The organism is Shinella sp. G-2, from assembly GCF_050172695.1.
Classification (GTDB): Bacteria; Pseudomonadota; Alphaproteobacteria; order Rhizobiales; family Rhizobiaceae; genus Shinella.
Genome location: NZ_JBBEYH010000001.1, coordinates 407,190 through 432,217, shown reverse-complemented (window position 1 = coordinate 432,217; position 25,028 = coordinate 407,190). Strand labels below are relative to the sequence as shown.

Annotated in this window: 21 protein-coding genes, 1 tRNA gene and 1 pseudogene; 10 read left to right on the top strand and 13 right to left on the bottom strand. The window is 64.5% G+C overall.

Annotation, left to right across the window (positions count from 1 at the left end; genetic code table 11):
• Nucleotides 1-2 precede the first annotated feature (2 nt).
• From eutA to V8U06_RS02100, 6 genes are all read right to left on the bottom strand, one after another.
• On the bottom strand, nt 3-779 hold the full coding sequence (gene eutA, locus V8U06_RS02125) for an ectoine utilization protein EutA (protein WP_427139303.1): 777 nt from the start codon (nt 777-779) through the stop codon (nt 3-5).
• Nucleotides 779-1,441 carry an ectoine/hydroxyectoine ABC transporter permease subunit EhuD gene (gene ehuD, locus V8U06_RS02120; protein WP_427139302.1) on the bottom strand — a complete coding sequence of 221 codons (663 nt, stop codon included), beginning with the start codon at nt 1,439-1,441 and terminating at the stop codon, nt 779-781. The genes eutA and ehuD overlap by 1 nt, the downstream gene beginning before the upstream one ends.
• A gap of 2 nt (nt 1,442-1,443) precedes the next feature.
• Nucleotides 1,444-2,103 (bottom strand): ectoine/hydroxyectoine ABC transporter permease subunit EhuC, encoded by a 660-nt coding sequence (gene ehuC / locus V8U06_RS02115; RefSeq protein ID WP_226918630.1) that lies wholly within the window; start codon nt 2,101-2,103, stop codon nt 1,444-1,446.
• Between the two features lie 70 nt (nt 2,104-2,173).
• Nucleotides 2,174-3,019: an ectoine/hydroxyectoine ABC transporter substrate-binding protein EhuB gene (gene ehuB / locus V8U06_RS02110; protein ID WP_427139570.1), complete on the bottom strand. Its 846-nt coding sequence runs from the start codon at nt 3,017-3,019 to the stop codon at nt 2,174-2,176.
• Between the two features lie 81 nt (nt 3,020-3,100).
• A complete protein-coding gene (gene ehuA / locus V8U06_RS02105; RefSeq protein ID WP_427139301.1) occupies nt 3,101-3,886 on the bottom strand; it encodes an ectoine/hydroxyectoine ABC transporter ATP-binding protein EhuA in 786 nt (261 codons plus the stop codon).
• Nucleotides 3,887-4,009: 123 nt separating this feature from the next.
• Nucleotides 4,010-5,431, bottom strand: a complete 1,422-nt coding sequence (locus V8U06_RS02100; RefSeq protein ID WP_427139569.1) for a PLP-dependent aminotransferase family protein — start codon at nt 5,429-5,431, stop codon at nt 4,010-4,012.
• A gap of 66 nt (nt 5,432-5,497) precedes the next feature.
• On the opposite strand from V8U06_RS02100, the gene V8U06_RS02095 reads away from it, so the two are divergent.
• The 8 genes from V8U06_RS02095 (at nt 5,498) to V8U06_RS02060 (ending at nt 14,552) form a co-directional block, all read left to right on the top strand.
• A complete protein-coding gene (locus V8U06_RS02095) occupies nt 5,498-5,980 on the top strand; it encodes an Lrp/AsnC family transcriptional regulator (RefSeq protein WP_427139300.1) in 483 nt (160 codons plus the stop codon).
• Nucleotides 5,981-6,109: 129 nt separating this feature from the next.
• Nucleotides 6,110-7,606 carry an NAD-dependent succinate-semialdehyde dehydrogenase gene (locus V8U06_RS02090; protein WP_427139299.1) on the top strand — a complete coding sequence of 499 codons (1,497 nt, stop codon included), beginning with the start codon at nt 6,110-6,112 and terminating at the stop codon, nt 7,604-7,606.
• A 35-nt stretch (nt 7,607-7,641) separates the two neighbouring features.
• Complete coding sequence (locus tag V8U06_RS02085; protein WP_427139298.1) at nt 7,642-9,015, top strand: aspartate aminotransferase family protein; 1,374 nt, start codon at nt 7,642-7,644, stop codon at nt 9,013-9,015.
• Between the two features lie 68 nt (nt 9,016-9,083).
• On the top strand, nt 9,084-10,361 hold the full coding sequence (locus tag V8U06_RS02080; RefSeq protein ID WP_427139297.1) for an ArgE/DapE family deacylase: 1,278 nt from the start codon (nt 9,084-9,086) through the stop codon (nt 10,359-10,361).
• A 164-nt stretch (nt 10,362-10,525) separates the two neighbouring features.
• Nucleotides 10,526-11,491: a magnesium/cobalt transporter CorA gene (gene corA / locus V8U06_RS02075; RefSeq protein WP_427139296.1), complete on the top strand. Its 966-nt coding sequence runs from the start codon at nt 10,526-10,528 to the stop codon at nt 11,489-11,491.
• Nucleotides 11,492-11,498: 7 nt separating this feature from the next.
• Nucleotides 11,499-12,296 carry a DUF1326 domain-containing protein gene (locus V8U06_RS02070; protein ID WP_427139568.1) on the top strand — a complete coding sequence of 266 codons (798 nt, stop codon included), beginning with the start codon at nt 11,499-11,501 and terminating at the stop codon, nt 12,294-12,296.
• An 8-nt stretch (nt 12,297-12,304) separates the two neighbouring features.
• Entirely contained in the window at nt 12,305-13,120 is an 816-nt protein-coding gene (locus tag V8U06_RS02065; RefSeq protein ID WP_427139295.1) for a DUF2182 domain-containing protein, read from the top strand.
• Between the two features lie 145 nt (nt 13,121-13,265).
• Nucleotides 13,266-14,552 (top strand): DUF882 domain-containing protein, encoded by a 1,287-nt coding sequence (locus V8U06_RS02060; protein ID WP_427139294.1) that lies wholly within the window; start codon nt 13,266-13,268, stop codon nt 14,550-14,552.
• Nucleotides 14,553-14,838: 286 nt separating this feature from the next.
• On the opposite strand, the gene V8U06_RS02055 is transcribed toward V8U06_RS02060, so the two are convergent.
• The 3 genes from V8U06_RS02055 to V8U06_RS02045 form a co-directional block, all read right to left on the bottom strand.
• Nucleotides 14,839-14,914, bottom strand: a tRNA-Lys gene (locus tag V8U06_RS02055).
• 118 nt (nt 14,915-15,032) lie between these two features.
• Entirely contained in the window at nt 15,033-15,965 is a 933-nt protein-coding gene (locus tag V8U06_RS02050; RefSeq protein ID WP_427139293.1) for a PhzF family phenazine biosynthesis protein, read from the bottom strand.
• Between the two features lie 56 nt (nt 15,966-16,021).
• Nucleotides 16,022-17,128 (bottom strand): endonuclease/exonuclease/phosphatase family protein, encoded by a 1,107-nt coding sequence (locus V8U06_RS02045; protein ID WP_427139292.1) that lies wholly within the window; start codon nt 17,126-17,128, stop codon nt 16,022-16,024.
• Nucleotides 17,129-17,296: 168 nt separating this feature from the next.
• Between V8U06_RS02045 and V8U06_RS02040 the strand changes: the two genes are divergently transcribed.
• Nucleotides 17,297-18,913 (top strand): hypothetical protein, encoded by a 1,617-nt coding sequence (locus tag V8U06_RS02040; protein WP_427139291.1) that lies wholly within the window; start codon nt 17,297-17,299, stop codon nt 18,911-18,913.
• A 57-nt stretch (nt 18,914-18,970) separates the two neighbouring features.
• Here the strand turns inward: V8U06_RS02040 and V8U06_RS02035 are convergent, their stop codons facing one another.
• A complete protein-coding gene (locus V8U06_RS02035) occupies nt 18,971-19,387 on the bottom strand; it encodes an Lrp/AsnC family transcriptional regulator (RefSeq protein ID WP_427139290.1) in 417 nt (138 codons plus the stop codon).
• Between the two features lie 133 nt (nt 19,388-19,520).
• On the opposite strand from V8U06_RS02035, the gene V8U06_RS02030 reads away from it, so the two are divergent.
• Nucleotides 19,521-21,149, top strand: a complete 1,629-nt coding sequence (locus V8U06_RS02030; protein WP_427139289.1) for a M20/M25/M40 family metallo-hydrolase — start codon at nt 19,521-19,523, stop codon at nt 21,147-21,149.
• Nucleotides 21,150-21,234: 85 nt separating this feature from the next.
• On the opposite strand, the gene V8U06_RS02025 is transcribed toward V8U06_RS02030, so the two are convergent.
• The 3 genes and pseudogenes from V8U06_RS02025 to V8U06_RS02015 form a co-directional block, all read right to left on the bottom strand.
• Entirely contained in the window at nt 21,235-22,458 is a 1,224-nt protein-coding gene (locus V8U06_RS02025) for a PLP-dependent aminotransferase family protein (protein WP_226918616.1), read from the bottom strand.
• A gap of 459 nt (nt 22,459-22,917) precedes the next feature.
• A pseudogene (gene ilvC, locus V8U06_RS02020) lies at nt 22,918-23,970 on the bottom strand (ketol-acid reductoisomerase); the annotation flags it as partial.
• 24 nt (nt 23,971-23,994) lie between these two features.
• The gene (locus tag V8U06_RS02015) at nt 23,995-24,642 is read right to left on the bottom strand and encodes a TetR/AcrR family transcriptional regulator C-terminal domain-containing protein (protein WP_427139288.1); all 648 of its coding nucleotides are present in this window, start codon (nt 24,640-24,642) and stop codon (nt 23,995-23,997) included.
• Between the last annotated feature and the right edge of the window lie 386 nt (nt 24,643-25,028).

Sequence of the window (25,028 nt, the reverse complement as noted above, 5' to 3'; positions counted from 1 at the left end):
GCTCAACGATCCGGATAGGCGTGCGTCATCAGCCGGCCGAACTCCGGCCGCGGCGCTGCATCACCGCACAGGCGAAGGCAGGCCCAGGCGGTAGCAAGATTGCTGGTGACGACGGGTTTGCCGATGGCGGCCTCGATTTCAGCCGCGACGCCGGCGGCGCGCACGGCCGTGCAGGAGATGAAGAGCGCATCGGAATCGGGCGCCATGGCCTCCTTCGCGAAGGCGACGATTTCCTCCGGTGCGATCCGCGCCATTTCCCGGTCATCGGTGAGGCCAAGGCAGGTAAAGCGCGCGATGTCGAAGCCGAGCGCGCGGAAATACTCGGCCATCGGCCGGCTGGTCTCAAGCGTATAGGGTGTCAGCACCGAAATACGCCGGGCGCCCAGCGCCTTCAGTCCGGAGACGGCGGCGGCTGTGGGCGTGACGACGGCGGCGGCCGGCTTGGCGGCCCGCACCGCAGCCTTCACCTGCGCATCGCCGATGACGACCGAGGCCGACGTGCAGGAATACATGACGACGTCGAGCGGCTCGTCCGGCAGGATAAGGGCGGCGCCGGCCGTCAGCGAAGGCTGCATGGCGCGCAGGTTTTCCGGCGTCACAGGGTTGGCATAGGGAATGCGGGTCGCATAGACGCCGATCCTGTCGCTCGCCACCATGCGCTGGAAATCCACCTCCGTCGTGTGATCGGTCGCCAGGATGATCAGGCCGACACGTTTTTCCAGCGGGCGATCGTCGAGCCTTGGCGCCCGGGACGTGAGGGTGAGATCGAGGGTCTGCATCAGCGTTCCTCCACGCGGGCATAGCGTTCTTCCAGCCAGCGCAGGAAGACGACGGAGATCAGGCTCATGATCAGGAAGAAGACGCCCACCATGGTCATCGGCTCGATGTAGCGGTAGCTGCTGTTGGCCACGCTCTTGGCCTGGTTCATCAGCTCCAGCACCGTGATGGCCGACAGCAGCGGCGTCTCCTTGAACATGGCGATGAGATAGTTGGCGAGCGCGGGGATCATCGGCGGCAGCGCCTGCGGCAGGATCACGTGGATCCAGGTTTGCCGGCCGGTCAGGTTCGTCGCCTTGGCCGCCTCCCACTGTCCGCGCGGCACGTTCTCGATGCCCGAGCGATAGACCTCCGCCGCATAGGTGCCGTAGTGCACGCCGAGCCCGATGACCCCGGCCAGCAGCGCCGGCAGGCGGATGCCGATATCCGGCAGCACGTAGAAGATGAAATAGAGCTGCACGAGCAGCGGCGTGCCGCGGATGAACTCGACGATGAAGCTCGTGGCCCGCGCGACCGGCCTGGGCGCGGTCATGCGCAGGATCGCGAAGACAAGGCCGACGACGGCGGCGACGGCGGCACCCAGCACGGTTGCCAGAAGCGTGATCTTCAGGCCTTCGAGGAGGGTCGGCATGATCTGCCAGACAAAATTCCAGTCCCATTCCATCGTCAGGTCCTCACGCCGTCGAGGCCACGGGTGACGCGGCGTTCCAGCCAGCGCATGCCGGTGGAAATGGCAAGCGCCATCAGGAAATAGAGCACCAGAATGACCGCGAAGGGGATCAGCGTGCTGCCGGTCTGGGCCCGCACCACCTGGGCCTGGAAGGTCATGTCGGTGAGCGAGATCAGCGACACGACGGCCGTGCCCTTCAGAAGTTCGATCGCATTGTTGCCGAAGGTCGGCAGCATCAGCGGCAGGGCCTGCGGCAGGATGACGTGGCGCATCGCCTGTCCGCGCGTCAGGTTGAGCGCGATACAGGCTTCGCGCTGTTCACGGCCGATCGCCTTGACGGCGCCGCGCACGACCTCCGCGCCATAGGCGCCGACATTGAGCCCCAGCGCCAGCACGCCGGCCTGCAGCGGCGACAGCGTCACCCCGGCGAAGGGCAGCACGAAATAGACCCAGAAGAGCTGGACGAAGATCGAGGTGCCGCGAAAGAATTCGATATAGGTGGTGGCCAGCGCACGTACCGCCATGAAGCGACTGACGCGGCCAAGGCCGGCGAGAAACGCCATGATGACGGCGAGCACCGAGCCCATCACGGTGAGCTGAAGCGTCACGAGCGCGCCTTGCAGGATCAGCCCTATATAGCCGGACCAGTCGGTCATCGTCTTCCCGTTCGAGAGTGGGTCAGGGTGCCCTCCCCCTTGACGGGAGAGGGCGAGATGCGGAGCGCGCCTACTTCGCCTCGCAGAGCTTGTCGCGCGTGGTCGACATCGCGGCGGCGGCGGAGAAGCCGTAAGGCTCCATGATCTTGGCGAAGTCGCCCGATTCCTTCAGCTTGGCGAGCTCGACATCGAAGGCATCGCGCAGGGCCTCGTCGCCCTTCTTGAAGGCCGCGCCGTCGCAATAGACCGGAGCGCCTTCCACCGGCGCCACGACCTCGACATTGGGATCGTTCGCCTTGGAGACGAGATCGTTGATCGACAGCACCGGCAGCGAATAGACGTCGATGCGGCCGTCCTGCAGCATCTTCAGGCCGCTCTGGCCATCCGGCACGACGATGACACGATCGCGCGGCACGCCCGCTTCGAGCGCCAGCTTTTCTTCCGTGCCGCCGCCCGGCGCGCCGATCTTGGCATCGGGATTGTCGGCGATGTCCTTGTAGCTTTTCAGCTTGAGCGGGTTGCCCTTCTTGAGCGCGAAGGCTTCCGCGTCGCAGAGGATCGGCTCGGAATAGGCGACGGCCGCGCAGCGCTCCGGCTTCATGAAGAGGCCGGCGGTGATGACATCGTGGCGGCCAGCCTGAAGGCCGGGGATCATCGCGCCATATTCCGAGATCGACGCGACGATATCGGCGACGCCAAGCCGCTTGAAGACTTCGCGGGCGACATCGGGGGCCGCCCCCGAAACCTTGCCGTCGGCGGCAACCGCGGTGAACGGCGGCTCGTTGGCAATGGCGACGCGGGCAAAGCCCTGCGCCTTCAGCTCCTCCAGCTTGGCGTCATCGGCGGAAGCCGGGGTGGCGACGACGGCAGCCATCAACGCGCTTGCGCCGGCGGCCAGGGTCAAAAACGTCCTCATGCTCATGTTGCGAACTCCTCTGGCTGTTTCTGGTTGTTATTGGATGAACGTGGAGCCTTGTTTCCGAGCGGCTTTGGCCACTCAGACGCGGTGCCCTGCCGCGATGATCTTGCGCAGGAAGGTCTGTGTGCGCTCCTGCCTGGGATTGCGGAAAATTTCGTCCGGCTTGCCTTCCTCGACGATCTTGCCGCGATCGAAGAACAGCACGCGGTCGGCAAAATCGTGGGCAAAGCCCATTTCGTGCGTGACGAGCAGCATGGTCATGTCGGTTTCGGCGGCGAGCTTGCGCATGACGTTCAGCACCTCCTCCACCAGTTCCGGATCGAGCGCCGACGTCACCTCGTCGAACAGCATGATCTTGGGCGAAAGGGCCAGGGCACGGGCGATGGCGACGCGCTGCTTCTGTCCGCCGGACAATTGCGCGGGCATGTTCTTCGCCTTGTCGGCAAGGCCCACCATGTCGAGAAGTTCCATCGCCCGTTTTTCTGCCGCCGCCTTCGCGACGCCCTTCGTCAGCATCGGCGCGAGCGTGACATTGTCGAGAACGCATTTGTGCGGAAAGAGATTGAAGTGCTGGAAGACCATGCCGATCTTCTCGCGCATGCGGTGCAGGTGGCGGTCGTCCGCCGGCACCAGGCTGCCGTTCTTCGGCATGTGATAGAGCTGGTCGCCCTCGACCTCGATATGGCCGCCGCTGATCGTTTCCAGCGTCATGAGGATGCGCAGGATCGTCGTCTTGCCCGAGCCGGACGGGCCGATGAGGGCGAGCTTCTCGCCCGGCAGCACCTCCATCGACAAACCGTCGAGCACGGTCAGGGCACCGTAGCGCTTGGTGATGTTGTCGATGCGGATGATGGGTTCGGCCATGCCTGTCTCTCGCTGTCGGGACAAGTGATGGCCTAACGATGCGCGGCGATCCAAATCATGTCAATCTGAATAATAATCTCATGACAATTATTGTTTTCCTGCGCATTTGGCAGGCAATCCGCCCTAGATCGCGAGCAGCAACGCCTCCGGACTTCCGCTGGCCAACGAAGCGAGAATGCCAAGACCCGTGCGAAGTTCCTGCTCGGTCGTGGAGCCGAGCGAGATGCGCACGGCCGGATGCCAGCCCTGATCCGCCGTGCGGAAGGAGGAGCCCGGCGCGATGGCGACGCCGCGCAGGCGGGCCTGCGAAACGAAGCCCTCCTCCGTATGCCCCTCGGGCAGCGGCAGCCAGACATGCAGGCTTTGCGGATGGGCGTGACAGGGCAGCCCAGCCAACGCCTCCTGCGCAATGGCGTGGCGCGCCGCCAGCGCATGGCGCTGCCAGTTGACGAGTTCCATGGCCGTCCCGTCGCTGACCCAGCGGGTGGCGATCTCGGCCATCGACGGCGTCGCCATCCAGTTCGACACGAGGTGCCGGTTGGCGACGGCGGCGACATAGCGGTCGGGCGCCGCGAGATAGCCGATGCGCAGGCCCGGCACCGTGATCTTGGTGAAGCTGGTGACGTAGAGTGTGCGCTCCGGCGCATAGGCCGCGATCGGCGGCGGCTTGCGTTCGACGAGCGGACCGAGAATGTCGTTCTCGATGATCGCGATATCGTGGCGTCGCGCGACCTCGGCGAGCGCCTGCCGGCGCTCGGCGCTCATCAGCGTCGCCGTCGGGTTGATCACGGACGGCTGCAGAAAGACCGCACGAATGACGCCCTTCCGGCAGGCTTCGTCCAGCGCATCCGGGATCATGCCGTCGCGGTCGATCGGCAATCCTTCGAGATGCAGGCCGAGATAGGTGGAGAGCGGCACCAGCGTATGGTGGCTGATCGCCTCCGTCGCCACCGTCGAACCGGGCGGGGCGACGCTCATCAGCGCCACCGTCATGCCCGAGGTGGCGCCATTGGTAAGGCTGATGTTGAGCGGCGAGATATCGAGACCGCAGCGGGCCAGCCACTCGGCGGCGACGGTCCGGTGACGCGGGAAAACCATGTTCGGCCGGAAGGACAGCGCCGAACTCGACGGCAGGTTTTCCGCAAGCCACCCGAAGGCCTCGCGCATGCGCTCCAGATGGAGCTGTTCGCAGACCGGCTTGAGGATCGAAAGGTCGACCAGCTCGCCGAGACGTTCCGGCAGGTAAGGCGGTTCCGGCTCCTTCGGGCGCGTCTGCACGAACGAGCCACGCCCGATCTCCCCGGAAATCAGGCCCCGGCGGATCAGCTCGTCATAGGCGCGACTGACGGTCTGGACGGAGAGTTTGAGGTCGTCGGCGAGCTTGCGATGGGGTAGAAGGCGTGTGCCGTTCGGCAGGTGGCCTTCCTGGATGGCGCGGGCGATCTGCTCGGCGAGGGACAGATAGGCCGGCCGGCGCAACTGGGATATATCGGGACGCCAATTTGTCATGATTTCAACACTGCTCAAATTCAGTTCAATTGACAACGCCAAAATGCCTTCCCATTGTCTTTTTCCCGCATTTGACATGATCCCCGCCCGGAGGGCGACCGCATGAAACTCGACGCCATCGACCTGCGCATCCTGGAGGCGATCCAGGAGAACGGGCGCATCACCAAGCTGGCGCTGGCGGAAAAGGCGGGGCTTTCGCCGACGCCCTGCTGGCTCAGGCTGCGCAAGCTGGAGAAGGCGGGTATCGTTTCCGGCTATCACGCGCGGGTCGCGGTGCGCCGCGTCGCGCCGGTCGCCAGCGTCATGATGGAGGTGACCCTGGCCAACCATCGCCAGGCGGATTTCGACCGCTTCGAGCGGGCGGTGGCGGCGACGCCGGAGATCGTCGCCTGCTGGTCGGTCGGCGGCGGGGTCGACTACATCCTGAAGATCATGGCGGCGGATATCGACGCCTATCAGCGCCTGGTCGACAGCCTGCTCGACCGGGAACTCGGCATCGACCGCTACTTCACCTACATCGTCACCAAGACGGTGAAGGAGGAAACCGTGCTGCCGCTGGCGACGCTGCTGCCAGCCGCCGATTGAAGCGTCCCTAGAGAGATTGTCTACGGCCGGCCTGCGATTTGGCCAAAGTCTCTGCCTGCCGCCCCGGCAATAGACAATCTGCCGCCCGGCCTCTGGCAGACTCCTCCCACATAGCCAGAGGAGGCCGCCATGACCGCCCAATTCGCCCGGATCCCGTTTCACGACGCGCTCACCCGCCTCGCCGACCCTCACCTGCTGCGCGAACTCTCCTATGTCGGCGGCCGCTGGGTGGCCGGCCGCGACGGCAACAGTTTTTCCGTGACGGACCCCGCGTCGAACGCGACGCTCGCCTGGGTCGCCTCCCTCGACGCCGAACAGACGTCGGACGCCATCTCAGCGGCCGCGCAGGCCTTTCCCGCCTGGCGGGACCTGCTGCCGCAACAGCGCGCCGCCATCCTGCGCAAGTGGCACGACCTGATGCTGGAACACCGCGAGGACCTCGCCCTGCTGATGACGCTGGAACAGGGCAAGCCGCTCGCGGAATCGCGCGGCGAGATCGCCTATGCCGCCTCCTTCGTCGAATGGTATGGCGAGGAGGGCAAGCGCCTCAACGCCGAAAACGTGACGAGCCACCTGCCCGGTGCGGAGATGATCGTGCGCCGCGAGGCGCTCGGCGTCGTCGGCATCGTGACCCCGTGGAATTTCCCCTCCGCCATGATCACCCGAAAGGCTGCGGCGGCCCTTGCCGCCGGCTGCACCGTGGTCGCCCACCCCTCCAGCGAAACGCCGCTATCCGCGCTCGCCCTCGCCGAACTCGGCGAACGGGCCGGCCTTCCCGCCGGCGTCTTCAACGTGGTAACCGGCAATGCCGCGACCATTGTCGGCCGCATGAATGCCGATGCCCGCGTCCGCGCCATGAGCTTCACCGGCTCGACGGAAATCGGCAAACTGATCGCCGGCCAGTGCGCGCCGACCATGAAGCGGCTGGTGATGGAACTGGGCGGCCATGCCCCGCTGATCGTCTTCGCCGATGCCGATATCGACAAGGCGGCCGATATCGCGGTCAATGCCAAGTTCGCCACGTCGGGCCAGGACTGCCTTGCCGCCAACCGGATCTATGTCGAGCGTCCGGTGCTCGCTGCCTTCACCAGGGCGTTCCAGGCGCGCATCGCGGCCCTGAAGGTCGGCGGCGGGCTTGAGGCCGGCGTCGAGATCGGTCCCCTGATGCATGAGCGCGCCATCGCCAAGGTGGAGGAACAGGTGGCCGATGCGCTGAAGCACGGCGCGAAACTCCTGACTGGCGGCAAGCGCCACACGGCGGGCGCCCTGTTCTACGAGCCGACGCTGCTGACGGACGTTTCCGACGACGCTCTCATCATGCGCGAGGAAACCTTCGGCCCCGTCGCCGCGGTCACGGCCTTCGACAGCGAGGCCGAAGTGATCGCCCGCGCCAACGACACGGACTACGGTCTCGTCGCCTATGTCGTCACCGAAAACGGCGCGCGCCAGATGCGCCTTGCCCGTGCGCTGGAATACGGCATGGTGGCGATCAACCGCGTGAAGATCACCGGCGGACCGATCCCCTTCGGCGGCTGGAAGCAATCCGGCCTCGGCCGCGAGGGGTCGCGCCACGGCATGGAGGCCTTCACCGAGCTCAAATATCTCTGCATCGACACGGCCGCCTGATCCCGGCCACCAAGCATGACATGAAAGGAACGACCATGCTCGACGGAAACAACGAACTCACCGCCTGGGACCGCGACCACTTCTTCCACCCCTCGACCCATATGGGCATGCATGCCCGCGGCGAGACGCCGACCCGCGTCATCGGCGGCGGCGAAGGGGTCTACATCACGGATACGACCGGCAAGACGAGCCTCGACGCCTTTGCCGGCCTCTATTGCGTCAATGTCGGCTACGGTCGCCAGAAGATCGCCGATGCGATTGCAAACCAGGCGAAGAACCTCGCCTATTACCACGCCTATGTCGGCCACGGCACGGAAGCCTCGATCACGCTTTCCAAGATGATCATCGACCGCGCGCCCGAAGGCATGAGCCGCGTCTATTTCGGCCTGTCGGGCTCGGATGCCAACGAGACCAACATCAAGCTGATCTGGTACTACAACAACATCCTCGGCCGCCCGGAAAAGAAGAAGATCATTTCGCGCTGGCGCGGCTATCACGGCTCCGGCGTCATGACGGGATCGCTGACCGGCCTCCATCTCTTCCACAATGCCTTCGACCTGCCGCGCGCGCCGATCCTGCACACGGAAGCCCCCTACTTCTTCCGCCGCCCGGATCGGGCGATGAACGAGGAGCAGTTCTCGCAATATTGCGCCGACAAGCTGGAGGAAATGATCCTGGCCGAGGGGCCGGACACCGTCGCCGCCTTCATCGGCGAGCCGATCCTCGGCACCGGTGGCATCGTGCCGCCGCCGAAGGGCTACTGGCAGAAGATCCAGGCCGTGCTCGACAAATACGATATCCTGCTCGTCGCCGATGAGGTCGTGACCGGCTTCGGCCGCCTCGGCACGATGTTCGGTTCCGACCACTACGGCATGAAGCCGGCGCTGATCACCATCGCCAAGGGCCTGACCTCGGCCTATGCGCCGCTCTCCGGCACCATCGTCTCCGACAAGGTCTGGGACGTGCTGGTCAGGGGCTCCGACGAACTCGGCGCGATCGGCCATGGCTGGACCTATTCCTCGCATCCGATCTGCGCCGCCGCGGGCGTCGCCAATCTCGAACTCATCGACGAGCTCGGTCTGGTCGAGAATGCCGGCGCCACGGGTGCCTACTTCCGCAACGCGCTTGCCGAGGCCGTCGGCGGCCACAAGCATGTCGGCGAGGTGCGTGGCGATGGCCTGATGGCGGCAGTCGAGTTCGTCGAGGACAAGGACGACCGTGCCTTCTTCGATCCGGGCAAGAAGATCGGCCCGCAGGTCTCCGCCGCCCTTCTCGAACGCGGCGTCATCGGCCGCGCCATGCCGCAGGGCGACATCCTGGGCTTCGCCCCGCCGCTCTGCCTCACCCGCGAAGAAGCCGACATCGTCGTCAAGGCGACCGCCGATGCCGTGAAGGCCGTTCTCGGTTAAGGTTTGAAAAGCGCGGGGCGGCGACGCCGCCCCGCAACCATGCAAGACAGTTTCAGCCAGGGGCCGCCATGACCTCCGTACAGGACCGTATTCTCAACGCCGTCGACCGGCTCTTCGACGATCAGGTGCAGTTCCTGGAAAAGCTGGTGCGCTTCAAATCCCTGCGCAACGAGGAGGCCGCCGCGCAGGATTTCATCGCTGGGGCGCTGAAAGAGCGGGGTTTCGAGATCAGCCGCCTGCCCACCGACGCATCGAGGATCGGCATACATCCGGCCTTTTCGCCGGCGACGGTCGACTACAGCGACAGCTGGAACGTCGTCGGCCGCAAGGTCTCGACGGGCGGCGGACGCTCGCTCGCCTTCAATTCCCATGTCGACGTCGTGCCGGCCGGAAGCGGTCACCGCTGGACATCGCCGCCCTTCGAGCCCCGGCGGGAGGGAGACTGGCTTTACGGCCGTGGCGCGGGGGATATGAAGGCGGGGCTCGTCGCCTCGATCTTTGCACTCGACGCGATTGCCGAGGCCGGTCTTTCCCTATCTGGCGACGTCCAGATCCAGTCCGTCGTGGAAGAGGAAATCACCGGCAATGGCGCGGCGACGCTTTTCGCCGAAGGTTTTACCGCCGATGTGATCGTCAGCCCCGAACCGACCGACGAGCAGCTCGTGCGCGCCAATGCGGGCGTGATCAAATTCCGGCTGGAAACGCGCGGGCGCCCCGCCCATCCGCGCGATCCGGAATCCGGGCAAAGCGCCATCGACCTGATGGTTCGCCTGATCGGTCATCTTCGCGTTCTGGAACAGCGCTGGATCGCCGAACGGGAAGACAAGCGCTGGTTCAAGGACCTTGCCAATCCCGTCGCGCTGACGATCGGCACGATTTCAGGCGGCGACTGGATCGCCTCGATCCCGAGCGATTGTGTCGCCGAAGGCCGCATCGGCTTCTATCCCGGCGAAGACCCGAAGGTTCGGGCCGCCGAAGTCGAAGCCTTTGTCGCCCGCCTCCAGCTCGAAGACCCGGCCTTCGCCGGCGGAAATCTGGTCAGCCTCAGCTGGGTCGGCGTCATGCATGCCGGCTACACGCTGGCCGAAGGGACCTTGGCCGAGGACACCCTTCGCGCCGTGCACGCCGTCACCCATGCCGGCGCGGCGCTCGATGCCTATGTGATGGCCTGCTATCTCGATGCCGCCGTCTTCTCCGTGCACGGCAACATTCCCTCGCTCGTCTATGGACCGGTCTCCGAAAACATCCACGGCATCGACGAGCGCGTCAGCCTCTCCTCCCTGAAGCGCGTCACCAAGACCCTGGCGCTTTTCGCAGCGGATTGGTGCGGGACCCGGGACGTGTAGCGGTAGCCCACCTCGCGCCGTCGATGCGCGGTTCTTCGGCCGGCACCGCCGTCTTCCGCCGCTCTCGGTGGAATATGCCGGTACAAATACCGCAGACCGCTTGCCGCAACGCGTCGGCCGGGCCACCTATAGCGCTCCTCTAAGCCTGCTTTCGGATCGCCTTCATGACCATCGTTGCCGCCTACGCCTACCGAAACGGAACGCGCGCCAATCCCGTCGAACTTGTCGACGAGCGCCATGCGCCGGTCGAGAGCGAATTTGTCTGGATCGGCGTGACGGCACCCACGGAAGACGAGATGGCAAAGCTGAAGACGATGTTCGGGCTGCATCCGCTTGCCGTCGAAGATGCCCTGAACGGCCGCCAGGTTCCGAAAGTGGAAATCTATGGCGACCAGCTGTTCGTCGTTGCCAAGACCGCGCATCTGGAAGGCGACAAGATCGCCTATGGCGAAACCTGCATCTTCGTCGGCAAACACCATATCATCACGGTGCGCCACGGCTCGGCCCGCGCCCACAAGGAGCTTCGCGAACAACTCGAGCAATCGCCAAAGCTCCTGGAGCATGGTCCGGACTACGTGCTGCACGCCATCATCGATTTCATCGTCGACGGTTATCTGCCGATGGTCGAGAAGATGGAGGACAATGTGCTGACGATGGAAAAGCATATGCTCGCCTCCTTTCTCGAGCGCGAACAGATCCGCCGCCTGTTTCGTATGCGCCGGCAGGTCATTCTCTTTCAGCGCGTGCTCGGGCCGATGGCAGAGGTGGTGGGCAAGCTCAGCCATCTCGATCTTCCCTGTATCGACGAGAATGCCAAACCCTATTTCCGCGACGTGCACGACCATGTCCGGCGCGTCGAAGCGATGGTGGCGGGCCTGCGTGAAGTCATCACGTCGGTGTTCGAAGCCAGCAACCTGCTGGAACAGCAGCGGCAGGGTACGATTACCCGGCAACTGGCCTCCTGGGCGGCCATTCTTGCGGTGCCGACCGCAATTGCCGGCATCTACGGCATGAATTTCCAGTACATGCCGGAACTGCAGACACGCTATGGCTACTTCGTCGTGCTCGGGGTCATCGCCGTGGTCTGCGCCATCCTCTTCCAGCGCTTCAAGAAAGCCGGATGGCTGTAGCTTGCCAATGCTGCCCGCATGCTTCGCGTTGCGCACCGGTCTCGCGGACCTTGCCGCGCCCGAAATGCCGGCCGCAGCCCGTTCTGTCCGTCGTCGCCCCTACCGAAGCAAATCGATTAGTGATATCTATATTAGCCTACTCAAGACAATTGGGGAGGCTATCATGACACCCTGGGAGATCGATGCCCTCGAGATCGCGAATTGCAATTGCAGCTTCGGATGCCCCTGTCAGTTCAACGCGCTGCCCACGAACGGAAACTGCGAAGCCGCGGTGGGTTTCATCATAAAATCGGGCTTTCACGGCGACGTCCGCCTCGATGGCGTCAGGATGGCGCTGACCGCGAAATGGCCCGGCCCGATCCATCTCGGCAACGGAACAGTTCAGCTCGTCGTGGATTCGAACGCCAGTCCGGCGCAACGGGACGCCGTCGCGACGATCGTTTCGGGCGGTGACACGGAAGACATGGCCACCATGTTCTGGGTCTTCAGCAAGATGTCTCCGACAAAGCTCGAGGTTCTGTCGAAGCCGATCGATTTCGACGTCGATATCGACAGGCGCACCGGACACGTTCGGGTCCCCGACGTCTTCGAAATGGAGGTTCAACCGATCCGCAACCCTGTGACCGGAGCCGAACACCGCGCGCGGATCAATCTGCCGCACGGGTTCGAATACCGTGTGGCGGAGATGGCCAGCGGCACGACCCGAACGTCGGGCGCAATCGAACTCGACAACAACAGGGACACACACGCGCATATCTGCCGGGTCTACATGAACGGCAAGGGCGTCATCGAGCACGCCGCCTGAGGACCGCCATGCACCTGTCGGCCGTCGAACGCCTTCTTGCGCGCGACCGGGTGATCGTGATCGCGACGCTGATACTGTCCGTGACCTTGGCCGCCTGGTACATCCTCCTCGGCGCGGGAACGGGCATGTCGTCGATAGACATGTCGGTGAATACCGGCCCGGCGGGAGCGCTGCTCGGCGGAGCCCCGGACATGGTCAGCCCGCATGTGTGGTCGCTGCGCTATGGTGCCGTCGTCTTCGTCATGTGGTGGTTGATGATGATTGCCATGATGGTGCCGAGCGCAGCGCCAACGGTCCTGCTCTACGGTGCACTCCATCGGGAGCATGGCGCTGGGCCGGCGCTGAACTTCCTGGCCGGATACCTCGCGATCTGGGGCGTCTTCAGCCTGGCGGCAACGCTGATCCAAGCCATCCTGGCCACCGGCGGCATGATCTCGGCGATGTACATGAACCTGGCCACGGTGCTCATGGCAGCCATGGTTCTTATCTGCGCGGGTGCCTATCAACTGTCGCCCATCAAGGCCGCCTGCCTCGAGCATTGCCGGGGGCCTGTCGCGTCCCTGACAAGACATCGGCGAACCGGGCGGGCAGCCGCATTCCGGATGGGCGTTTTGCACGGCCGTTACTGCCTTGGATGCTGCTGGGCGCTGATGGCGCTCCTGTTCGTCGGCGGCATCATGAACATTTGGTGGATCGCCGCCATCACCGTCTATGTCGCCATCGAAAAGCTCGCGCCGGGCGGCAAGCAGGTGTCGCGCATCACGGGCGGTGTGCTTATCGCTTGCGGACTTGCGCTTCTCGCACGCGAGTCGGGAGCGATCTGAAGGGCGTCCGCACAGGAGAAGACCCCTGACGCGCGCGGGACCATCAACGGCTTCTTAAACCTTTGTTGACCATAATTCTCGCCAGCACCTTGCGGGCGGAGTGTCTCTGCCGCCCGGAACGCATCTCGTTTGGATCGGAATTGCTGTGTCTGAGTATTCGGTATCTGCGTATCTGGCGCGCGCGCTTCATGCCGCCGCTGTCAAGGCAACCAGGAACGTTGCCCGCCTTGTCGCACAAGCCTCCTCCCTCGCCGCCATTGCCGCTTCGGCCCTCACATTGAGTGCTGCCGCATCATTCGCCGAAGACCGATCGCTGAAACTGTTCTTCACCCATACCGGCGAGCGCGCGACGATCACCTTCAAGCGTGACGGCAGGTTCGATGCGAAGGGGCTCGCACAGATCAATCGCTTTCTGCGGGACTGGCGCCGGAACGAGCCGGCCCGCATGGATCCGCGCCTGCTCGATCTCGTCTGGGAAGTTTATCAGCGCAGCGGCGCAAAGGATTATGTCCACATCGTCTCCGCCTACCGTTCGCCGGCCACCAACAACATGCTGCGCGGCCGCTCGCGCAACACCGGTGTCGCCAAGAACAGCCAGCATACGCTCGGCAAGGCGATGGACTTCTTCATCCCCGGCGTGAAACTGGCGAAACTGCGCGCGGTCGCCATGCAGATGCAGGTCGGCGGCGTCGGCTACTACCCGACATCGGGCTCGCCCTTCGTCCATCTCGATGTCGGCCGCGTGCGCGCCTGGCCGCGCATGACGCGTCAGGAGCTGGTGCGCATCTTCCCGAACGGCAAGACACTGCACGTTCCCGCCGATGGTCGCCCCCTGCCCGGCTACAACGTCGCCATGGCGGACTACAAGCGGCGTGTCGGCTCGAAGTCGATCATGGCCGCAAGCTCTGCCGGCGCGGCGCTGTCCGAAGACGACGCCGCGACCGACAGCCTTGTGACGGCATTGCTGCCGACACGAAAGAGCCGCGCGGAGAAAGCCCTGGAAAGGCAGGTCATGGGCCCGGCGACCGCCGAGCAGCCCGAATTCGTCGACCTTTCGGCCATCAGCGTTCCGCTCCCGACGTTCAAGACAGACATCGAACGCGTCGTGACGGTCAGCACATCGGCCTTCATTCCGTCCTCGACATTCAAGGCCATGGGAGGCCTCAGCATGACGGGGAGGCTCTTGCGCCAGCCCACCGTCGCGCAGAACGGCCTTCTCGATACGCGGCAGCCAAGCGCATGGACGGTTTCCAACAAAGCGATTCTCGACTGGGCGCTCGCGCCGGCTGACGCGCTCGAGCGTCTGGCCCTTCCGGCGAGCCTGCAACGCGCCGTCGCGAGCGCGGAGGACATCGGTAGCCGTGAAAGCATGACGCGCGCGGTGGAAAAGCCGGCCGCATTCAACGCAGCCCGCTTTGGATCAGACGGCTGAGGCCCGACCTGGTCGCGGCGCTCGTTCTCCGCAGCCTTGATACCCCCAGGGCGCCGCAAGGAAATGCCGTATCGTCTCTCAGTTGCGAACGGGAGGCGGTGGGAGTCAGCATCACCGGAAGGCGATTTCAGCGCGGGCCTTGGTTATCGCGACAGGCGGATATTCAGCCCGCAGCTTTCCGGAACAGGAAGCGGAAACCCGTTTCCAAGTCGCACCCCACGGGCCTGAAGCACAGACACTCGCCATCAGGCAAGTATCTGTATAATCAGCGAAAATAAGAAGAATTTGGTGGGTGATCACGGGCTCGAACCGTGGACCCGCTGATTAAGAGTCAGCTGCTCTACCAACTGAGCTAATCACCCACTTGACCGCTGCTGCGGTGCTGAAGGGGCGTATAAAGGCGTTCTCCGGGCTTGTCTATACGCTGTCTGAAAAAAAGTGCGCGGAGGGTCAAATTTCTTCCGCAGTGCAAAAAAGCCGTCACAAATCCAGCGTGCCCGACGCGATGCGGATCGCCTCTCCGCCGATGCGCGCGCCAGCGATCGCCCCGCCGACGACGTCGAGATGCAGGTGGATATGCGAGGGACGGCCCATTTCGACACCCTGCTCGATCAGGAACGGATGGTGGCCGTCGACCAGCCTGTCGAAGAAATGGATGGCGCCGGAGAGGGCCGCGACGGCGGCGCCCGTCGCCGGGTCTTCGGCAATGCCCATGTCGGGCGCGAACATGCGGGTATGGAAGCGCGCATTGTGATTCACCCCGCCGCGGCAATAGAGATAGGCGGAGGCCAGCCGCCCCTCCGCAAAGGGCGCACAGCGCTCCCAGAGCGCCGGGTCGAACTCCACCACCGCCGCCGCCGCGAGGTCGTGCACCGGAACCATCACGAAGGCGACGCCAGCGCTCCACAGCGAGGGAACGTGATTCTCGAAGCCGATCTGGCCGGGCTTCAGGCTGAAGGCGTCGGCCAGCGCCTGTCGGTCGAAGGTCGCATCGAGGCGGACGGATTTGCGCGGCAGGTCGAATTCCGCGAAGGCCGCCTTGCGGTCCCCGCGCTTGACCGCGCAGCGCACCGGCCCGACATTCTCTTCGAGCACGCTGACCTGATCCTGCGGCTCGGCCGCCGCCTCGCTGGCTTCGGCGATGGCGACCGCCGCCCCCACCGTCGGGTGACCGGCAAAGGGCAGCTCGCGGCCGGGCGTGAAAATACGCAGGCGCGCGGTATGCGCCGGGTTTTCCGGGGTCTTCACGAAGACCGTTTCGGACAGGTTGAACTCGCCCGCGATACGCTGCATCGCATCGTCCTCGAGACCATCGGCATCGAAGACGACGGCCAGCGGATTGCCGGCGAGCCGCGTGTCGGTGAAGACGTCATAGATGGCGTAGCGACGGGACAAGGCATTCTCCTCATTCATCTTTTGCCGCAAGCCTGCCCGAGGCCATGGCCGCGGGCAAGTGGAAATGACGAAACCTAGAGATCGAGCGTCATGACGATGGGGCAGTGGTCCGAGGCCTTGGGCCGGTCCCAGCCGACGCGCGGATAGCGCTCCACATCCTGCCCCGGCGGAAAGAGCGTGCGGAACGGCTGGCCGGCGCGGATGATCTCCGGCACATGATGGGCGTTGCGCTCGGCCAGCGAAGGCGAGAGCCAGATATAGTCCAGCTGGCAGAGGTGGCGCTCCTCCGGCCCGCGGCTGTGGTAGAGCGTCCAGCGATCCTCGACCGGCCGGCGCAGCATGGGGTTCACCGCAAAGCCATCGGCGCTGAACGCGTCGAGCGCGCTCAGCGGCTCCTTCTGCGGCACAAAGCGGTAGCCGCTGCGCTTGTCGCCCTCGATGGCCAGCTTCTCCTGGTAGTCGTTCATGTCGCCGCAAATGGCGAAGGCCTTGTCGGCGGTGTGCCCCGCGCCGAAACGATTCTCGATGATGCGGCGCACGGCGCGCGCCTCGGCCATGCGCACCGGCATGGTGGACTGGCGCCCGTCCATGCCGTCCCGGCCCGGCCCCATCGACTTGAAATGCACGACATAGAGCGTCAGCGGGCGCCCGCCGATGCGCAGGTCCATTTCCAGGCAGTCGCGCTTGAAGATCTTGTCGTCGGGATTGAGCCCCTGCCCGAGATCGGGCGTATAGAGATCGAAATCGCGATAGGTGACGGCGGCATGGCTGCGGATATCGATGCATTCGATGCGCTGGCCGTCGCGCGTCTCCTCGCGCATCAGCACGGAAACGTCGATGCCGCGGCTGTCATTGCCCTCGATGAGGTATTTCTGGCGGTAGCCGTTGCCGACCATCCGGAAGAGATACCCGTATTCGAAGGCCTGCAAGGCCGCCATGTTGTCGGTTTCCTGCAAGCAAAGAATGTCGGCGTCCGCATCGGCGATGGCGAGCGCCGAATGCTGGCGCGTGTCGTCCGTATGGGCGACGGTGCGCGCTTCCTCCAGCCGCTGGTATTCCGCCTCGTTGCGGATGTCGAAGAGCCGCAGGACGCGATCCTGTCGAACCTGGTTGCGAAAACCCGTAAAATCGAAACGGGTCATGAGGTTTTCGATATTGAAGGTGGCGAGGCGTAGCGACATGGGGTCCTTCCGGCAATGCCGGCGGGGGTCCTTCCGGCAACGCCGGCGGAGTGTAGCTACCTGACAGGCAATGGAAAGTGGCTTTTCATACCCCGGAATAAACCGGCCACGCCTTTCGTCTTGCTTTCGAGGGTGAGACGCATTCCGGCAAGGGCGGAGGGATCGGTCATGGCAGTTGCATCCAGCATGGCACGGGCGTTTCTGGCCGCCTGCCTGGCGCTCCTGGTGTTTGCGGGCGCGCCCGCGCTGGCGGCCGAAAGCTACATCACCCGAACCGGCGAAGCGGCCCGCGCGGTCGGCCGCATCGTCGAGGCGCTCGGCGGCAAGGCCGACATGCACACGATCCGCGTAACCCCGACCGAGATCACCGTTCTGGCACGCGGTGCGCGGCCGGGCGACACGGACGAATGGCAGGTGCGGCAGGGAACCCGCCTCCTTTTCTTCGAGGCGGAAATCGTGAGCGGACCTTCGGCAAAGCCCGCGCCCGCCATCGTCGCCGATACCGCCAGCGGCTTCTTCCCGCTCGGTTCCGTCCCGCTCGACAAGCTGAACGCGATCGCCAGCCGCGCCATCGTCTATGCCCGGCTGCAGGATGCCGGCACCGTGCAGTCCATCGAGATCGCGCGGCGGGTGAGCCTCCTGCCCGCGCCGGCCTATGGCGAGGTCCGCTGGACGCTTTACATCACCTCCGCACGCGAAACCGCGACGGTTTACGCGGATGCCGACGGCACGATCGTCGGCGGCGACCTGAGCAACACGGAGCGCGCCAAAAACGCGGATTTCTACAAGGACGACGACTGGCCGAAGGAAGCGGCGATCGAAAGCCTGATCTCCGTCATCGGCACCAAACCCATCGTGCGCGACCTGACCGTCTATCCGAAATCCATTTCCCTGACGGCCGATCATCCGACCCTGCCGGAAACGACGGTCGGCTATTCCTGGGACCTGTCGGGCGTCAGGAAGTCGGCCATTACTTCGCCGATGTTCCCCGGCACGGCGCAAAGGCCCGCCCTGTCGCTGTCCGACATCGACCTTACACCGCTCGCCAAGGTGCGCGACAATGCCATCAAAGCGTGGGGCAACGAGAAATCCAGCATGAACTACATGATGCTGCGGCTCTTTTCCGAAGGTCCCGGCAAACCGGAACAGCGCTGGACGGTGAATTTCACCGATTGGGGCCAGCCGGGCGAAATGACGCTCTTTTCCAACGGCGGCTCCGTCGAACTGACCGCTGATGGCACGGTACGTTTCGCCAACCTTCCCGCCGCCCGCCAGCCGAAGCGCAACTGGCTCGATCCCAAGACGACGCGGGAAACGCTGGCGGCCGTCGGCGAACAGTTCGGCAAGAATGCCCGTTTCTCCGAAATCAGCATCAACAGGGACTCGATGCGCATCCTGGCCGAGGTGCCCGACACGCCCGGCACGATGCGCGACTACAATGCCAACGACCGCGGCATCACCGCCTCCAGCATGATGATGCCATGGGATGCCGAATTCCGGCCGGAACGGCTCTTCCGCATGGACGATCTGGCCTTCTTCTCGGCGGAGAAGCTGAACGAGCTGACGGCCCGGACCTTCACCCGGTTGCAGGTCGGTTCGGAAATGGCGCTCGCGCGCTACACCTTCTCCATCGGCCAGTTGCCGACGCCGGACGGCAGCTTCATGGTGCCCTCGCGGGACGGCAAGGTGACACTGGAGATTCGCCTTGAAGGACAGGACGGCTGGAAGGGTGGGCGCATCACCTATTCTTCCACGGGCGAGGAAATCGATATCGTGATGCCGTAGCGCATTTCCAGCCGAAGCGGCATCGCCCTGGCGTCGGAGAATGACAAGACAAGAGGCTCAGAGCGTCGTCAGCAGCAGGCTCGTCTCGGACTTCGAGACGCCGTCCATGGCGCGGATGCCGCGCAACACGCGCTCGAACTCGACGAGATTGTCCGCCTGGATCTCCGCCACGAGGTCCCAGGCGCCGTTCGTCGTGTGCAGGGCGCGCACCTCCGGTATGCCGCGCAACGCCGTGATGGCCGCCAGCGTCTTCTGGCCGGTGATCTCGATCATCATGACGGCACGCACGGCATGCGGATCGTCCGCCTCCGTCACCCGTACGGTGAACCCGCCAATGACACCCTCCCGCGTCAGGCGTTCGATGCGGTTCTGCACGGTGCCGCGCGAGACCTTCAACTCCGCCGCCAGCGCCGAAAGCGAGGCGCGGCCGTCCTTGCGCAACAGGGAGAGGAGTTTCCGATCGATCGTATCCATGTGCCGAATTGCCAATCAGGGGTAACGAAACGGCAGAACGAAGGGCAATTTTCACAAAAGATTGCCGTTTCGCTTGCCGGTCTCCTTGGCTAGCCTTGCGCTATCCTCAACGCAACCGCTTTCGGCAGGCCCCATGTCCCAGACGAACGAAACCGCCATCCGCGCCCGCGACCTGTCCCTGCTGATGACCCGCTGGCCGAGCGTGACCGGCACGCCGGACGAGGCGGACTTTTCGGAAAGGCTGCGCGCGCTCCTCGCCGAAACGCCCTACTTCCGTCAGCACCCCGATCAGCTCTTCACCGTGGACAGCCACGGTGCGCCGCTGACGCGCAATGTCGTGGCGCTGGTGCGGGGCAAGGGTCGCCGCATGGTAGTGCTGGCGGGCCATTTCGACACGGTTTCCATTGCCAATTACGGCACGCTCGCCGCGCTCGCCTGCGATCCCGAGCCTTTGACGCAGGCCCTCGTGAAGGAACTGCGCAGCCGGCCCCTGAACGGGGCGGAGTCAAGGGCGCTGCAGGATTTCGAAAGTGGCGATTTCATCGCCGGGCGCGGCCTGCTCGACATGAAGAGCGGCCTTGCCGCCGGTATCGCCGCGCTGGAGCGGTTCGCGGCGCTGGAAGCGCCCGAGGGCAACATCCTCTTCGTCGCCACGCCGGACGAGGAAAACCGCTCACGCGGCATGCGGAGCCTGCGCAATGCCCTGCCCGATATCGCCCGCCGGTTCGACCTCGACATCGTCGGCGGCATCAACCTCGACGCGTCGAGCTGCGAGCGCGACGGCGAGGAAGGCCGGGCGGTCTATCTCGGCTCCATCGGAAAATTCGCCCCCTTCGCCTTCGTCATCGGCCGTCCGACTCATGCCGGCTATCCCTTCAACGGCACCAGCGCCCACCGCATCAGCGCCGAGATCGTCCGCGCCATGGACACGGTGCCGGAACTCAGCGACGACGCCTTCGGCGAACGCTCGCCGCCGCCCGTCTGCCTCGAAGCCCGCGACATCAGGGACGGTTACGACGTGACGACGCCGGATCGCGTCTGGCTTTCCTTCAACTGGCTGACGCACCGCCGCAGCGCCACCGACATCCTCGGTGAATTCCGCACGCTCGTCACCGGCGCCCTCAAGACCGCCCTCGAAACGCAGGATGCCCATCAGGCCCGCTATCGCAACCGCGCCGGTGCACGCACGGACGGTACGGTGCTGACCTATGCGGAGCTTCTGGAACGGCTGAAGACGCGCGGCGGCGATGCGCTCGAGCGTCTCGCGGCCCTCGACCGCGCGCTTTCAGGCGGCACCGATCCCTTGAAGGTGAGCCGCGAGATCGTCGCGGCTGCGGCGACGGAGGCTGGCGTCGAAGGCCCCGCTGTCGTCATCGGCTTCGGCAGCCTGCATTATCCGCTGGTGCATCTGGAGCGCGCCGGCGCCGGCGACCGGCAGGCGCGGCTGCAGCGCGTGATGGCCGATATCGCCGAGCGGCACGGCACGTCGATCAAGTTCAAGCAGATCTTCGCCGGCATTTCCGACATGAGCTTCTTCGGCCACCGGCCGGAGGCGGGTGAAGCCGGATTGCTGGCCGCCAACACCCCGTCCGCGGCCTTCACCGACGATGCGCCGGAAGGGCTGCTCGCCTTCCCGACGGTCAATATCGGCCCGTGGGGGCGGGATTATCATCAGAAATGGGAACGCGTACACGCGCCCTATACGTTCACGGTGCTGCCGGACCTGGTCTACGAAACGATGGTGGATTGGTTAAGCGCGTAGGTCAGCCCTCGTCCTGAAGGCCCGTTCCCTCTCCCCGCTCGCGGGGAGAGGTTTGGGGGCAAAGCCCCCGCGTCGGATGCGGCAATCAGGCCGCCAGCCGTTCCTTGCTCAGCAGGCGCCCGAGGCGGGAAATGCCCTCCTCGATCGTGGCGCCGTCGGCGCAGGAGAAGCTGAGGCGCAGGGTATTCGCGCCGCTGCCGTCGGCGTGGAAGGCCTGGCCGGGCACGAAGGCGACCTTTTCCGTCTCGATCGAGCGGGCAAGCAGCTTCGCCCCGTCCATGCCGGCCGGCAGGGTAACCCAGACGAACATGCCGCCTTCCGGCTTCGTCCAGGAAACGCCTTCCGGCATGTACTTCTCGAGCGCCGCCAGCATGGCATTGCGGCGGGCGCTGTAGGCGGTGCGGATCTTGGCGACCTGCGCATCGAAACCGCGCTCGGCGACATGCGCGATGGCCATCTGGTTGATGGTCGAGGAATGCAGGTCCGCCGCCTGCTTCATCAGGACGAGCTTGCGGATGACCGGCGCGGCCGCGACGATGTAGCCGACGCGCAGGCCCGGTGCGAGCGTCTTGGAGAAGCTGCCGCAATAGATGGTGCGCGTGGCGTTGATATCGCCGGTCTTGGCGATTTCCAGCGCCAGGATCGGCGGGACCGCCTCGCCGTCATAGCGCAGCGACTGGTAGGCTGCGTCCTCGATGACGGGGATATCCAGTTCCTCGGCCAGCGTCAGCAGCTTTTCGCGCCCGGCGCGGTCGACGGTCTCGCCGGTCGGGTTGGCGAAATCGGCCGAGAGATAGGCGAACTTGACCCGCCCGCCCGCTTCCGTCGCCGTGGCGCGGTAGGCGTCCGGCGTACGGTTGCCGGAAAGGTTCAGCCGGTCGTAGGTCGGCTCATAGGCGTTGAAGGCCTGAAGCGCGCCGAGATAGGTCGGCCAGGTGACGAGCGCCGTGTCCTTCGGCGACAGGAAGAGCTTTCCGAGATAGTCGAGGCCCTGCTGCGAGCCGGAGACGATGAAGACGTTCTCCGCCGTGCAGGGGATGCCGATCTTGCCCATTTCGCCGGCAAGCCAGTCGCGCAGCGGCTTGTAGCCCTCGCTGATCGAATATTGCAGGCCGGCCGCAGCGCCGTCGCCCGCCAGCACGTCTGCATAGGCGGCAGCAAAGGCTTCCTTCGGAAACAGCGCCGGATCCGGAATGCCGCCTGCGAAGGAGATGATGTCCGGCCGCTCCAGCAGCTTCAGCAATTCACGGATTTCGGAGGCCTTCATGCGCGACGCGCGCGTCGCGAAGGCGTCTTCCCATTTGAACATAGGGGTTTCCTCGGGCTTGTTGTTTGCACGCACCTCATCACGGCGCCGTTTTTATGTCAATAATGCTGACCTAAATATTCGCACCATAAAAAGAGGCACACGCACCGAGGTTTCGTGCGGTTTTACTCGGGCATAAAGCGCCCTCGCCTTCAGGCACTTGCGCCTGAAACGTTCATGTCGCCCTGTCGGTGTAAAGGCTGAGCAGCACGAGAGTGGCTATACTGCCCAGGATAAAAAGATCGAACCAGGCGAAGTATTGGATAATCGTGGTCATCGCACCATCCTCCTGACAGCGGAACGAAACACTTGCGTATTTTGTTCCCGTTCGGGCCTTTGCGCAAGTTCAATACTTGCTGCACTGCAAAGGGCCGTGAGGATGCGTCGCAATATTTCAGACTTGCTGAAATAAAGGCCGGGCGGAGAACCGCCCGGCCCTTCGTTCTGCGCGAGGCGGAACGATCAGTTGACGGTCTTGTCGACCAGCTTGTTCTTGCCGATCCAGGGCATCATGCCGCGCAGCTTGGCGCCGACTTCCTCGATCTGGTGGGCGTCGTTGTTGCGACGGATGCCCTTGAAGCGAGCGCCGCCGGCCTTCCATTCCTGCATCCACTCGGAGGTGAACTTGCCGGTCTGGATGTCGTGCAGGACGCGCTTCATCTCGGCCTTGGTCTCGGCGGTGATGATGCGCGGACCCGTGACGTATTCGCCCCACTCCGCCGTGTTGGAGATCGAGTAGTTCATGTTGGCGATGCCGCCTTCATAGATCAGGTCGACGATCAGCTTCACTTCGTGCAGGCACTCGAAATAGGCCATTTCCGGTGCGTAACCGGCTTCGACCAGCGTTTCGAAACCGGCGCGGATCAGCTCGACGAGACCGCCGCACAGAACGACCTGTTCGCCGAAGAGGTCGGTTTCACACTCTTCCTTGAAGTTGGTCTCGATGATGCCCGAACGGCCGCCGCCAACGCCGCAGGCGTAGGAGAGCGCGAGGTCGAGAGCATTGCCCGAAGCGTTCTGGTGAACGGCGACGAGGCAGGGAACGCCGCCGCCCTTCTGGTATTCGCCGCGAACCGTGTGGCCCGGGCCCTTCGGCGCGATCATGACGACGTCGACCGATGCCTTCGGCTCGATGAGACCGAAGTGAACGTTGAGGCCGTGTGCGAAGGCGATGGCGGCGCCATCGCGGATGTTGCCGGCGATTTCGCCCTTGTAGATGTCGGCCTGGAGTTCGTCCGGCGTCGCCATCATCAGGAGGTCGGCCCACTTGGCGGCTTCCGCGACGGTCATGACCTTGAAGCCATCGGCTTCGGCCTTCTTGACGGTCGGCGAGCCGGCCTTGAGGGCGATCACGACGTTCTTGGCGCCGGAATCCTTCAGGTTGAGGGCGTGCGCACGGCCCTGCGAGCCATAGCCGACGATGGCGACGTTCTTCGCCTTGATGAGGTTGAGATCGGCATCACGATCGTAATAGACGCGCATCGATGGTTCCTTCCCTTGCTTGTCTGTTTCGTTGAACCGGCGGTCCGTCCTGCCGGCTTATCCTTTCACACCGTGAAGCGTCAGGAAGGCATCGACAGCCTTCTCCGCGCGCGGCGAGAATTCCTTTTTGAGCGCTGCGGCATCCTCGCCGAGGAGCATGCGCAGATGCATGTCCGAGACGATCAGGCCGTAGAGCGTGCCGTATGCCTCGTCCGCCCGGTCAAATGCAAGCAGCTTCGCCTTGCGACCGGCCTCAAGCAGTGCGGCGGCGCGTTTTCCGATCTGCCGGCGGCCGCGTTCCTGCAAAAGACGGCCGAGTCCGGCGCCTTCGCGGCTCGCCTGGCCGATGGCAAGACGGTTGAGCGCCAGCGAGACATCGCCCGAAAGCACGTCGATCAGATCGCGCGCAAAGGCAATGAGATGCGTGCGCAGGGTTTCCGCGGTCAGCTTGCCCGCTTCCACCTCGACCGTGCGCACCTTGCCGGCCTGATAGGTGATCATCGCCGAGATCAGCCCGTCGCGATCGCCGAACCATTTATAGAGGCTTTCCTTGGAACAGTTGGCCGCACGGGCGACACCGGCCGTCGTCAGCGCCCGCTCGCCGCCTTCCACCAGCAGGCCGAGCGCACGCTCCAGCACCGCGCCCTGACGCTCCGTCAGCCCCGCGATCGCCGCTCCTGCCCTGCCCTGCTCCACCGTGTGCAAGATATCCCTCGTCAAATTCAGTACCGTACCGTACGGTTCGCCATCTTCTAGCGATGTCCGAAGCCTTGGTCAACGACCTTCTTGCAGCTTTGGGAACAGCAGTGATTTGGCCGCCCGCACGCAGTAGCCCGTGACCAGCAGCTGCCCCCGGGCGGCGCTGCGGCGCACAAGGCGGCATAAAAATTTCTTCCCTCTATCCTCCTGATTTGAAACAGAACTCCACGAAAACGATGAAGACGGCGGATTGCGAACAAATTTTTTCGCTTCCCAATCCGTTTCCCGTTGTTAAGATTTGTGAGACCTGCGGTGCAGCAGGCCGATGCGCGTCGCGGATCGGCAAGCCTTCACCGCCGGCCTCAGTTAGGAGTTCCGAAGTCAACCGCCCT